This window comes from Streptomyces rishiriensis (assembly GCF_003112535.1).
Taxonomy (GTDB): Bacteria; Actinomycetota; Actinomycetes; order Streptomycetales; family Streptomycetaceae; genus Streptomyces; species Streptomyces rishiriensis.
The window spans coordinates 411,700-424,193 of record NZ_BEWA01000012.1 but is presented as its reverse complement, the minus strand read 5'-3'; the positions used below and the strand labels follow the sequence as shown (position 1 = coordinate 424,193).

11 protein-coding genes are annotated in these 12,494 nt (G+C 72.5%); 7 read left to right on the top strand and 4 right to left on the bottom strand.

Translation table 11 applies throughout. From position 1 onward, the window contains the following. Positions 1–27: 27 nt before the first annotated feature. The gene (locus Sri02f_RS21230) at positions 28–1,239 is read right to left on the bottom strand and encodes a pyridoxal phosphate-dependent aminotransferase (protein ID WP_109002895.1); all 1,212 of its coding nucleotides are present in this window, start codon (positions 1,237–1,239) and stop codon (positions 28–30) included. Between the two features lie 136 nt (positions 1,240–1,375). Between Sri02f_RS21230 and Sri02f_RS41300 the strand changes: the two genes are divergently transcribed. Further along, the gene (locus Sri02f_RS41300) at positions 1,376–2,047 is read left to right on the top strand and encodes a hypothetical protein (RefSeq protein ID WP_159106758.1); all 672 of its coding nucleotides are present in this window, start codon (positions 1,376–1,378) and stop codon (positions 2,045–2,047) included. Positions 2,048–2,208: 161 nt separating this feature from the next. After that, a complete protein-coding gene (locus Sri02f_RS21220; protein WP_109002893.1) occupies positions 2,209–3,111 on the top strand; it encodes a S1 family peptidase in 903 nt (300 codons plus the stop codon). A 22-nt stretch (positions 3,112–3,133) separates the two neighbouring features. On the opposite strand, the gene Sri02f_RS21215 is transcribed toward Sri02f_RS21220, so the two are convergent. Then, positions 3,134–4,759, bottom strand: a complete 1,626-nt coding sequence (locus Sri02f_RS21215; protein ID WP_109002892.1) for an N-acyl-D-amino-acid deacylase family protein — start codon at positions 4,757–4,759, stop codon at positions 3,134–3,136. A 22-nt stretch (positions 4,760–4,781) separates the two neighbouring features. After that, positions 4,782–6,056, bottom strand: coding sequence for an amino acid deaminase (locus Sri02f_RS21210; protein WP_109002891.1), 1,275 nt, complete (start codon positions 6,054–6,056; stop codon positions 4,782–4,784). 178 nt (positions 6,057–6,234) lie between these two features. On the opposite strand from Sri02f_RS21210, the gene Sri02f_RS21205 reads away from it, so the two are divergent. The 5 genes from Sri02f_RS21205 (at position 6,235) to Sri02f_RS21185 (ending at position 10,849) form a co-directional block, all read left to right on the top strand. Continuing rightward, entirely contained in the window at positions 6,235–7,275 is a 1,041-nt protein-coding gene (locus tag Sri02f_RS21205; RefSeq protein WP_167467588.1) for a sugar kinase, read from the top strand. Beyond that, entirely contained in the window at positions 7,272–8,039 is a 768-nt protein-coding gene (locus Sri02f_RS21200) for an IclR family transcriptional regulator (protein ID WP_109002889.1), read from the top strand. Before Sri02f_RS21205 ends, Sri02f_RS21200 begins: the two co-directional genes overlap by 4 nt. 7 nt (positions 8,040–8,046) lie before the next feature. After that, positions 8,047–8,457, top strand: coding sequence for a RidA family protein (locus Sri02f_RS21195; protein ID WP_109002888.1), 411 nt, complete (start codon positions 8,047–8,049; stop codon positions 8,455–8,457). A gap of 164 nt (positions 8,458–8,621) precedes the next feature. Then, positions 8,622–10,100 (top strand): GntP family permease, encoded by a 1,479-nt coding sequence (locus Sri02f_RS21190; protein ID WP_109002887.1) that lies wholly within the window; start codon positions 8,622–8,624, stop codon positions 10,098–10,100. 86 nt (positions 10,101–10,186) lie between these two features. Continuing rightward, complete coding sequence (locus tag Sri02f_RS21185) at positions 10,187–10,849, top strand: hypothetical protein (RefSeq protein WP_109002886.1); 663 nt, start codon at positions 10,187–10,189, stop codon at positions 10,847–10,849. On the opposite strand, the gene Sri02f_RS21180 is transcribed toward Sri02f_RS21185, so the two are convergent. Continuing rightward, positions 10,850–12,220 (bottom strand): M14 family metallopeptidase, encoded by a 1,371-nt coding sequence (locus Sri02f_RS21180; protein ID WP_109002885.1) that lies wholly within the window; start codon positions 12,218–12,220, stop codon positions 10,850–10,852. Positions 12,221–12,494 lie beyond the last annotated feature (274 nt).

Sequence of the window (12,494 nt, the reverse complement as noted above, 5' to 3'; positions counted from 1 at the left end):
CTCATGAAGTTGCGGTCGGAACGGGGTTTAAGGCTGGCCGTAGCCGTCCAGGAACCGGGCGATCCGGCCGACCGCGTCCCGCAGGTCCGTCGCCGAGGGGAGGGTGACGACCCGGAAGTGGTCCGGCTCCGGCCAGTTGAAGCCGGTGCCCTGGACGACCATGATCTTCTCGCGGCGCAGCAGGTCCAGGACCATCCGCCGGTCGTCCTTGATCTTGAAGACGGACGGGTCCAGGCGTGGGAAGAGGTACAGCGCCCCCTTCGGCCGCACGCACGTGACGCCCGGGATCTGCGTGAGCAGCTCGTACGCCGTGTCCAGCTGCTCCTTGAGCCGTCCGCCCGGCAGCACCAGGTCGTCGATCGTCTGGCGTCCGCTGAGCGCGGCCACCACCCCGTGCTGGCCCGGCATGTTCGCGCACAGGCGCATGTTCGCCAGGATCGTCAGACCCTCGATGTAGGAGTCGGCGTGGGCGCGGGGGCCGGAGATCGCCATCCAGCCGACCCGGTAGCCGGCCACCCGGTACGCCTTCGACATGCCGTTGAAGGTGAGGGTGAGCAGGTCCGGGGCGACCTTCGCGGTCGGGGTGTGGACGGCTCCGTCGTAGAGGATCTTGTCGTAGATCTCGTCCGAGCAGACCAGCAGGTTGTGGCGGCGGGCGATGTCGGTCAGCCCCCGCACCATCGCCTCGTCGTACACCGCGCCGGTCGGGTTGTTCGGGTTGATGATGACGATCGCCTTGGTGCGGTCGGTGACCTTGCGCTCGACGTCGGCGAGATCCGGCATCCAGTCCGACTGCTCGTCGCACCGGTAGTGCACGGCGGTGCCGCCGGAGAGGGACACGGCGGCGGTCCACAGCGGGTAGTCGGGGGCCGGGACGAGGACCTCGTCGCCGTCGTCCAGCAGGCCCTGCATCGCCATGACGATCAGCTCGGAGACGCCGTTGCCGATGAAGACGTGCTCGACGTCGGTCTCGATGCCGAGCGTCTGGTTGTGCATCACGACGGCCCTGCGCGCGGCGAGCAGGCCCTTGGCGTCGCCGTAGCCGTGCGCCGTGGAGACGTTGCGGAGGATGTCCTCCAGGATCTCCGGCGGGCAGTCGAAGCCGAAGGCGGCCGGGTTGCCGGTGTTCAGCTTGAGGATGCGGTGGCCGGCCGCTTCCAGGCGCATCGCCTCCTCGAGAACCGGCCCCCGGATCTCGTAACAGACGTTCGCGAGCTTGGTCGACTGGATCACCTGCATGTCTGGGAGCTTACGGCCCGGTAACGCTCCGTGGGGCGTGTTTTCCGCCACGCGAGACGGGTGATTTGGTGCGTTATCGCCGACGGCGTCGGCGGCGGCCGTCCCAGGCGTCACGCCTGTCCCTAGAATCCCGGTCATGTCCAGGCCAGGTGAAGATGACGCGCCCCGGGTGGGGCCGAACGTGTACCACCCGTACGCGGTGACGGACCCGGCCCCCTATGAGCGGTACGCCGACCCGGCGGCGGCCCACGGGTGGGAGAACGCGTACGACGAGACCCAGCGGCTTCCCCCGGTTCCGCCGGCCGGGGCGACGGGCGGACGCGCGGAACGCCGTCGCGCCGCGCGCCCGCCGGCCGGGTGGCGCGCGCGCCGGACGAGGATCCTCGCCGGGGCGGCGGGGCTCGTGTCCCTGGCCGTGCTGGCCGTCCTGGCGGTGGGCCTGTCCTGGTCGGGGTCGTCCGACGGGGGCGGGCGGGGCGGCCGGGGGGAGCGGGGCAGTACGCGGTCGGCGCCGGACGCAGTGGTGGGCGGGTCCGGCGCGCCGTCGCCCTCGCCGACCGGTTCCGCCGGGGCCGCGGCGTCCGCGGGGGCGGGCGGGTCGCCCTCCGCCGAGGAGTCGCCGTCGCCGGCGGTCACGACGGCCGAGAAGCGGCCGGCCGTCACTCCCTCCCCGGCCGTCACTCCTTCCCCGGCTGTCACTCCTTCCCCGGCTGTCACACGCGCCCCGGCGGGCGAGGCGTCCTCCGTTCCGCCGTCCCCGGTCGGGAAGGGCAAGGGCGGCCGGGGGCGGGGCAAGGGGGGCAGGTAGGCGGGTGCGGGCGCCCGTGCGGACGCCAAGCGGAAGGCTTCCCTCCGGCGGCTGAAAACCCACCCTTGTTCTCACCTCTCGGCGCACTAACAATGCGCATGACAAAAGCAGCGGGCGACCGGAAGATCTCCGGTCGCCCTGTCATAAGAGGGGACCCCCACATGAGAAAGCCTCTCGTCGCCGCGTTCTTCGCCCTGGCCGTCGCCGGAGCGGGCGCGGCGCCCGCGGTCGCCGCGCCGGTGAGCTCCCGGCCCGCGGCCTCCGCCGCGACCTCGGCTTCCGCCCTCCCGGCCAAGGCGGCCGGGACCAGGGCGGCCGCTCCCGCGCTGCGGGCCGTCAACCTCGCCGGCACCGTCGCGCTCAGCAACTGCTCCGGATCGGTCATCCGCTTCCCGAGCTCCCTGGACACCGACCCGGCGCTGGTGCTCTCCAACGGCCACTGCCTGTCGACCGGCTTCCCCGCGCCGGGCGAGGTGCTCGTCAACCAGGCGTCCAGCCGCACCTTCGGCCTGCTCAACTCCGCGGGCACCAGGGTCGCGACCCTGCGCGCGAGCAAGCTGGCCTACGGGACGATGACCGACACGGACGTCTCGATCTACCAGCTCACCAGCACCTACGCGTCGATCAAGAGCTCGTACGGGATCTCCGCGCTGACCGTGCAGGACACCCACCCGGTCGCCGGCACCGCCATCACGGTGGCGTCCGGCTACTGGAAGCGGCTCTACAGCTGCAACGTCGACGGGTTCGTCTACCGCCTCAAGGAGGGCGACTGGACCTGGAAGGACTCGGTCCGCTACACCTCCGCCTGCCAGACCATCGGCGGCACCTCCGGCTCGCCGGTGATCGACCAGTCCACCGGCAAGGTCGTCGCCGTCAACAACACCGGCAACGAGGACGGCGAGCGCTGCACGGAGAACAACCCGTGCGAGGTCGACGCGAACGGCAACGTCACCGTCCGCGAGGGCATCAACTACGCCGAGGAGACCTACCTGATCCCGGCCTGCTTCACCACCGGCAACCAGCTCAGCCTGAACAAGAGCGGGTGCACCCTGCCCAAGCCGTAACGCGGGACGGCGGGGCGTTCCGTCACATGGGACTGCGACGGACCGCCCGCCCCGCCAGCACGTCCGTCCGCCGGCCGTCCTCGATCACGAAGCGGCCGTCGACCAGGACGTACGGGATGCCGGTGGGCAGGGTGCGCGGGGACTCGTACGTCGAGCCCGCCGCCACCGTCCGCGGATCGAACAGCACCAGGTCGGCCCGGTACCCCTCGCGGACCAGACCCCGGTCGGGCAGCCGGAGGCGGGCCGCCGGGCGGCCGGTCAGCCGGGCCACGCACTCCTCCAGGGTGAGGATCCCCAGCTCCCGTGTGTAGTGGCCGAGATAGCGCGGAAAGGTGCCGTACGCGCGCGGGTGCGGCTTCGCGCCCGTCAGGACGCCGTCGGAGCCGCCGGTGTGGACGCGGTGGCGCATGATCGCGCGCACGTTCTCCTCGTGGCCGACGTGCTGAAGGATCGTCGGGCCGAGCCCGTCGTCGATCAGCAGACGGCGCGCCGTCGTCCACGGGGCCTCGCCGAGCCGGGCGGCCGACGCGCGGACCGTGCGGCCCACGAAGTCGCCCAGCGCCGGGTCGGTCACTCCCGAGATCTCGATCGTCTCCCAGTCCACCGGCACCCCGTGGCAGCCGTCCGCGCCGGTCACCTCCAGGTCGTGGCGGATCCGCTCGGCCGTAGCGTCGTCCGCCAGGCGGCGCAGGATCCCGGCCGGACCGCCCTCGCTCGCCCAGCTGGGCAGCAGGGCCGCCAGCGTGGTGCAGCCGGGGGTGTAGGGGTAGGTGTCGAGGCTGATGTCGGCGCCCGCGTCGAGCGCCTCGTCCAGCAGGGCCAGCAACTCGGGGGCCCGGCCCTCGTTCACGCCGAAGTTCATGGTGGCGTGTGCCAGATGGAGCGCGCAGCCCGCCTTCGCGGTCAGCTCCACCATCTCCGCGTACGCCTCCAGCGCGCCAGCGCCGTAACTGCGGTGGTGGGGGCAGTAGTAGCCGCCGTACCGCGCCACCACCCGGCACAGCGCGGTCAGTTCGGCGTTCTCGGCGTACATCCCGGGCGTGTACGTCAGCCCGGACGACAGGCCGACCGCGCCCTGCTCCAGTCCCTCCGCCACCAGCGCTCGCATCCGGTCCAGCTCCCGCGGCGTGGCCGGGCGGTCCTCCCAGCCGACGACGAGGGCGCGGACCGTGCCCTGGGGGACGAGGTAGGCCGCGTTGACGGCGATGCCCCGGCCCTCGAAGCCGCGGTCCAGCCGGTCCAGGTACTCGCCCACCGACCGCCAGTCGAAGTCGACGTCGTCGCCGGGGCCGTTCCAGCCGGTGATGGCCCGGCGCACCCCTTCGAGGGTGGACCCGTCCACCGGCGCGTACGACAGACCGTCCTGGCCGAGGACCTCGAGGGTCACGCCCTGGGCGGCCTTCGCGCTGTGATCGGGGTCGCGCAGCAGGGCCAGGTCGCTGTGGGCGTGCATGTCGATGAAGCCGGGGGACAGGACGAGCCCCTCCGCGTCCAGCTCCCGCACGGCCTTCGGGCGCTGACAGCCCGCGGCCGCCGCCTCCTTGACGATCGAGACGATCCTGCCCTCGTCGATCACCACGTCCGCGCGGTAGGAGTCCGCGCCGGTGCCGTCGACGACGTCGGCGTCCCGGATGACGAGGTCTTCCATGGTCGGCCTCCGCTCGGGCGGTTCAGAAGAACGTGCGGATGTAGTCGACGACCGTGCCGTCCGCCTCGGCGAGCGGGATCAGCGGCCACTTGTCGAAGGACGTGCAGGGGTGCGACAGGCCGAGGCCGATCCAGTCGCCGACCTCGACGTCCGCCTCGGCGGTGGTGCGCAGCCAGGCGTGCTGGTCGGAGAGCGCGGTCACCTCGACGCCGGTGGCGGGGCGCTGTGTGCCGTCGCGGCGGATCGTCTGCGCGACGGGCAGGTCGAGGTCGTAGGCCGCGTCGCGCTTGCCCGCGTTGACGAACGCCTGGTCGGGGGAGGGGCGCGAGACGACCTGGGCCCACAGCCGGAACGCGGGCTCCAGCGCGCCCTCCCCGGGCACCCGGTTGAAGGGCGTCAGCTTGCGGTAGTGGCCGTCGTCGTGCGAGACGTACGCGCCCGAGCGCAGCAACTTCAGCACGGGCAGGGAGAGTTCGCCGATCCCGGCGAAGACGTCGGCGACCGCGTCGAACCAGGCGCTGCCGCCGGCGCTGACGACGATCTCCTCGGCGTCCGTGAACCGGCCCGCCTCGTCGAAGCCGGCGGCGAGGCCGACCAGCCGCCGCAGCCAGGTGTGCACCCGCTCCGGGTCGGCCCCCGGGACCTCGCCCTCGTAGCCCGCCACCCCGACCAGCCGCAGGGTGGGCACGGCGGCCACCGCGTCGGCGACCGCCGCGCACTCCCGCTCCGTGCGCACGCCGGTGCGGGCGCCGTCGCCGGCGGCCAGTTCGACCACGACGTCGAGCGGGCGGCGCGCGCCGCGCAGCGCCGCGTCCATCAGCTCGACGCCGCGCACCGAGTCGACGTAGCAGACGAAGCGGAAGCCGTCGTCGGAGTCGAGCTCGGCGGAGATCCGGCGCAGCGCGGCCGGGTCCACCAGCTCGTTGGCGAGGAAGACCCGCTGGACGCCGTACGCGCGCGCCACCCACACCTGGTGCGGGACCGCCAGGGTGATGCCCCAGGCGCCGCGCTCGAGCTGCCGGCGGAAGAGCTGCGGGGCCATGGAGGTCTTGCCGTGCGGCGCGAAGGCGAGGCCGTGCCGGGCCGCGTACGTCTCCATGAGCGCGAGGTTGTGCTCCAGCCGCTCCGCGGACAGGGCCAGGACCGGGGTGGTGAATCCGCCGGTGAAGAGGTTGCGGCGCTGGGCGGCCAGCTCGCCGACGGTGAGGCCGTCGGCGTCCGGAGGGAGGCCCTTGAAGCGGTGGTCGACGCGTTCCTCGGCCAGCCCGGCGAGCGCCGCCAGTGCCTCGGTACTCATGGAACCTCCCTGATCAGGAGCGTTGCAACGTGCGCAACGCCCATTGCGTATGTCGCTCAGCGCTGTCTAACATCTCGGCCAACGCCGGGTCAACGGAGCCTCCCCCAGCCTTCGGCCGGGCGGACCCCACCCCCGTCTCGCTTCGCTCGCCCGCACCAGCACAGGAGCCACGACGATCGTGACCGCCACCGGATCCGGCAACGCCCCCGACGTCGTGGACGTCGTCGGGCTGGGCGAGTCCATGGTCGCGCTCCTGCCCTCCCGCCCCGGCCGCCTCGCCGACGTGCCCTCCTTCGAACGCGGCATCGGCGGCGCGGAGTCCAACGTGGCCTGCGCCCTGGCGGCGGCCGGACACCCGGCGCGCTGGGTCGGCCGGGTCGGCGCGGACGGCTTCGGCGACCACCTCGTCGAGACGATCGGCTCCTACGGCGTCGACGTCGGCTCCGTGCGCAGGGACCCGGAGCGCCCCACCGGCGTCTACTTCCGCACCGCCGCCGACCGGGCGGGCGACGACCACGAAGTCGCCTACTACCGTGCCGGGTCCGCGGCCTCCGCGATGGCCGCCGACACCGTCGACCTCGACGCCGTACGCGCCGGCCGGGTGCTGCACCTCACCGGGATCACCGCGGCCCTCTCCGCGGACTGCCTCGGCCTGCTGCGCGAACTCACCGCCCCCCGGCCCGGCCGGCCCCTCGTCTCCTTCGACGTCAACCACCGCCCCCGGCTGTGGACGGACGGCAACAGCCCCCGCGTCCTGCTCGAACTGGCCCGCGGGGCCGACCTGGTGTTCGTCGGCGAGGACGAGGCGGCCGACGTGTGGGGACTGGACGGCGTCGACGCCGTACGGGCCGCGCTGCCCGGCCCCGAGGTGCTCGTCGTCAAACAAGGGGCGCGCGGAGCCACCGTCTTCGAACGGGAACGCGTCCTGCACGTCCCCGCCCCGCGGGTCGACGTCGTCGCCGCCGTCGGCGCCGGGGACGCCTTCGCCGCCGGATTCCTCTCCGCCACCCTGCGCGGGCTGCCCCTGCGCGACCGGCTCCGGCACGGGCACCTCATGGCGGCCGCAGCCCTCACGGTCCCCGGCGACCTCGCCACGCCCCCGTCCCGCGGCCACGCCGACCGGCTCGCCGCCCTCGACGACACCGCGTGGGGGAGACTGCGACTCGGCCCGGGCTGGACGCAAGGCCCGGCCGCACCGGAGGAGGCACGCACCCCATGAGCCAGACCGTCGACCGCGCCCTCAGCATCCTGCCGCTGCTCGCCGAAGGCCCCGCCGACCTCGGACAGGTCGCCGACCGCCTCGGCGTCCACAAGTCGACGGCCCTGAGGCTGCTGCGCACCCTCCACGAACACGGCCTCGTCTACCGCCAGTCCGACCAGCGCTACCGCCTCGGCGCCCGCCTCTTCGCCCTCGCCCAGGAGGCGATGGAGAACCTCGACGTCCGCGAGATCGCCCACCCCCACCTCGCCCGCCTCAACGAGGCCTGCGGCCACACCGTCCACCTCGCCGTCCACGAGGAGGGCGAGGTCCTGTACATCGACAAGGTGGAGAGCCGCTACCCGGTGCGCATGTACTCGCGGATCGGCCGGCCCGTCGCCATCACGGTCGCCGCCGTCGCCAAGCTGCTCCTCGCCGACCTGCCCGAGCCCGAGCGGCGGGCCGTCGCCGAGAAGCTCGACTATCCCCTGTACACGGCCCGCTCGACGCCCAACGCCCCCGCGTTCCTGCGGGAACTGGAGAAGGTGCGCGAACAGGGCTGGGCCACCGACCTCGGCGGCCACGAGGAGTCCATCAACTGCGTCGCCGCGCCGATCCGGGGCGCCGACGGCCGGGTGGTCGCCGCGATGTCGGTCTCCGCGCCGAACGTCGTCGTCACCGCCGACGAACTCCTCACCCTGCTCCCGCTGGTGCGCCGCGCGGCGGACGCCGTCAGCGGCGAGTACTCCGGCAGAAACCCGATCACGCAAGCCGCGAAGGAATGAACGCCGCATGACCGACAAGACCGCGCTCACCCCCAGCACGCACACGACACCGCCCGCGAAGTTCTCGCACGGCGTGAGGAAGGGCAACATCCTGCAGGTGGCGGGCCAGGTCGGCTTCCTCCCCGCCGAGCCGGGCAAGCCCCCGGCCCCCGCCGGGCCCACCCTGCGCGAACAGACCCTGCAGACCCTCGCCAACGTCAAGGCGATCCTGCGGGAGGGCGGGGCGGGCTGGGACGACGTGATGATGATCCGCGTCTACCTGACCGACACCGCGCACTTCGCCGAGTTCAACGAGCTCTACGACGCCTACTTCGAGGAGCAGGCCCTCACCGCCCCGCCCGCCGCCCGCACCACCGTCTACGTGGGCCTGCCGGCGGGCCTCCTGGTCGAGATCGACGCGCTCGCCGTCCTCGGCTGACGGCCGCCCGGCCGACGGCTGCCCGGCCGACACCCCTCTCCCGCTGACACCCGCCTCGCCCCGTACCCGGTACGGCCGCACGGCACGGCGCCCCCGCCGCAGGGGTGCGCCGTGCCGCGATCCCCCCTGCCCGAAAGCCCGATGCACCCGACCAGAGGACCCCCATGTCCCCCTCGTTCGCGGCGGCCGCACCCGCCGAGGCCCCGCCCCACACCGGCGGGCTGCTCCTGCTGATCGACGGCACCGCAGGCCTCCTGACGGTCGCCGCCCTCGGCATCGCCCTCCTCCTCTACCTGATCATCAAGGTCAGACTCCAGCCCTTCGTGGCCCTGCTGGCCGTCTCCATAGCCGTCGGCCTGCTGGCCGGCCTGTCCGTGACCGAGCTCTTCGGCACCGTCCAGCGCTCGGACGCCGTCTCCACCGTCGAGTCCGGCATGGGCGGCATCCTCGGCCATGTCGCGATCATCATCGGCCTGGGCACGATGCTCGGCGCGGTCCTCGAAGTCAGCGGCGGCGCCGAGGTGCTGGCGTCCCGGCTGCTCGGCCTGTTCGGCGAGCGGCGCGCGCCCCTCGCCATGGGACTCACCGGCCTGATCTTCGGCATCCCGGTCTTCTTCGACGTCGGCATCTTCGTGCTCGCCCCGATCGTCTACGCGGCCGCGCGGCGGGGCGGGAAGTCGATCCTGCTGTACTGCCTGCCGCTGCTCGCCGGTCTGTCGATGACGCACGCGTTCCTGCCGCCGCACCCCGGCCCCGTCGCGGCCGCCGGACTGCTCCACGTGGACCTCGGCTGGGTCATCCTCATGGGCGTCGTCTGCGGCGTCCCGGCGGTGCTCGCGGCCTGGGCGTACGCGGCGTGGGTCGGCCGCCGCATCTTCGTCGCCGTGCCGCAGGACATGGTCGAGGCGGCGGCGGAGGCGAAGCAGGCCGTCGTCGAGGAGCAGCGGGCGCAGGGCGTGGCGCCGCGCGAGGACCCGGTGCCGCTCGGCACGGTCGTCGGGATCATCGGGACGCCGCTGGTGCTGATCCTCGCCGCCACGTTCTCCTCGATCGCCCTGGACCCCTCCACGGGCCGCTCGGTGATCGAGTTCTTCGGCAGCCCGTTCGTGGCGCTGACCATCGCCCTGCTGCTCGCCTACTACCTGCTGGGCATCCGGCGCGGCTGGTCCCGCAAGTCGCTGGAGACGGTCTCGACGGCCTCGCTGAAGCCGGTCGGCAACATCCTGCTGGTCGTCGGCGCGGGCGGGGTCTTCGGCGCCGTCCTGAAGGCGAGCGGGGTGGCCCAGGCTCTCTCGGACACCTTCCACGACGTCGGCCTGCCGGTGATCGTGCTCTCCTACCTGATCTCGGTGGTGCTGCGAGTCGCCCAGGGCTCGGCGACGGTGGCCATCGTGACGACGGCGGGCATCGTGGCGCCGCTGCTCGCCGGGGGCGACCACTCGCAGGCCTTCGCGGCCCTCGTCATCACGGCCGTCTCGGCGGGCTCGATCTTCGCCAGCCACGTCAACGACGGCGGGTTCTGGATGGTGGCCAAGTACTTCGGCATCAGTGAGCGCGACACGCTCAGGACGTGGACCGTGCTGGAGACGGTGCTCTCCGTGGCCGGGTTCGCGATGGCGGCCGTATTGAGCCTCTTCGTCTAGGTCTCGCCGGGATCCGGTGCGCAACTCCCGTAACGAAGTAGGGGCTGGCTGTGTCCGGCACAGGATCTTCGACCATACTGCCCGCTGTGGAGCAGCGTATAGGTTCGAGCAGCCAGCCCCTGGAGGGCGCCGGGTTCGACCCGGCATTCATCCCCGGGCTCACGTCGCCCGCGACCGCGAAGCCGTCGGACGGTGCGCCGGCCGAGGACGAGGTCGTCGACACCGGGGAGGTGAACGCCGAGGACGCGAAGGCCGAGGACGCGAAGGGCGCGGAGCCCGCGGCCGGGGAGTCCGCCGTCGAGGGGGAGTCCGCCGAGGAGACGGAGTCCCCCGAGGAGGAGCCCGCCGACGGGCCCGTCTTCGAGGCCTCCGACCGCCGTGCCCGGTTCACCGCCGACGCCCGGGGCGTCCGCCTCCGTCTCGACGAGGAGGCGTGCGAGTTCCGCTGGGACGAGATCGCCGCGGTCGAGACGGAGTCGCCGCGGTTCGGCAAGCGGTTCACCATCACGGTGCACACGCCTGACCGCCGCTGGTACCCGATCGAGATCGAGGCGACGGCCCGGGCGCTCTTCCAGGAGTGGGAGGACCGGCTGGACGCGGTCCTCGACGCCTACTTCGAAGAAGGCGACGCCGAGGACGCGGAAGCCGGACAGCCCACGCCCGAAGACGCCGACGCCGACACCGGCGCCGACGGCACCGACGTCAAGGACGCCGAGGCGAAGGACGCCGACGTCAAGGACGCCGACTAGTCAGGCGCAGTACTGGCTCTGCTTCCCGATGGACCGGTACATGCAGTCCGCGTTCTCGAGGAGCTGCAGCACGGCGTCCCGGTTGCGGGAGGTCTCCCGCTCGATGACCTCGTCGGGCGGGTAGAACCCGCCTCCCGCACCGGACGTCGGATACATCTCGAAGGTGTACGAGAAGATCTTCTGCGTGCCCCAGAGATAGTCGTCGATCGACCCGTCCGTGATGTACAGGTCGCTCGACTGCTCGGCCGTGTACCCGTTGCTCGCGGCCATCTTCTGCCCGACGGCCTTGAACGCGGCGTTGTCGTCCGCGGTCATCCCCGTCCCCGTGTCGGAGTAGGTGTACCCGAACGGCCACAACACCAGCTCGCTGTACGTGTGGAAGTCGATCCCCGCGGTGATCTGCTGCTTGCCGCCCACCACCCGGCTGCGCACGAAGTCGGCGACCACCTTGACCTCGGGCGCGGACTCGGCGGACGCGCCCCGGTAGGTCTCGGAGGACGTGGACCCCGAAGAGCCGCCGCAGCAGCCCCACTTGAAGTTCCAGTTCCGGTTGAGGTCCGTGCCGACGTACGAGGAGCCGGAGTTGGGCTGGCGGTTCTTGCGCCAGGAGCGGTAGGAGCCGGTGGCGATGTCGTACTCGCCGCCGTCCGGGTTGAGGTCGGGGACGATCCAGATCTCACGGCCGTTGACCATGTTCGTCACCCGCGGGTCCGTGCCGTAGCCGGCGCCCAGCTCGCGGATCAGGTAGAGCGCCATCTCCACGGTGAGGTGCTCGCGGGCGTGCTGGTGGTGGGTGAACAGCACCTCCGGCTCGGCCTCGTCGACGCCCACGTTGTCGCTGATCTTGACGGCGATGATGTCCCGGCCCTGGTACGACCTGCCGATCACGCGCTTGCTCATGATGCCCGGATAGGCGGCGATGCGCTGGTCGATCTCCGCCGTCATCTCGGCGTAGTTGTGGTACTTCGCGTCGGCGGACGGGAAGTCGAAGAGCCGCGTCCCGCTCTGTGCGGCCCGGTCCGGCGCCGAGCCCAGCGCGGAGACCTCGTACCCCTGCGCGCGCAGCGCGCGGATCTGCTCCGCGCGGCCGGAGACCACCACGGTCTCCGCGTCGGCTTCGTCGACGCTCACGCCGGACGCGGCGATCGCGGTGCGCAGCTGCGGGGTGCTGTGCCGGACGTGGATCTCGTACTGCCGGACGTCGTCGGAGGACGCCGGGGTCTTCGGGGCGCCGCCCGCCGCCGCCTCGGTGACCGTGGCCGAGAGGGGGGCCGCGAGGGCGAGTGCCAGCAGGGCGGCGAGGGCGGCGGTCCGCCGGCCGCTGCGGGCGCTCGCGACGCCGGCGCCTGAACCGCGAATGCGAAGTCGCATGAACTCTCCTTGTGGGGAGTCGGGTCGTGGGGGCTGTGCGCTTGCCGTGTGCGGCGGTGCGGTGCCGCTCATCGTCAGTCCATGGCATGGACAGGTCAAGGGACGACGAAGCGCCGATGGCCGGAACCATGCGAAAAAACGGCGCACGACCGGCCGCGAAGTGTAATTGCGCCCGCATCCGGCGAAAGCGATCACACGCGCGAGCCGTTGAGTACGTGTCGTGCCTATGTCCGGTGATCGGCGAGCCGGGCACGGGCGGGGAGATCCCCGCCCT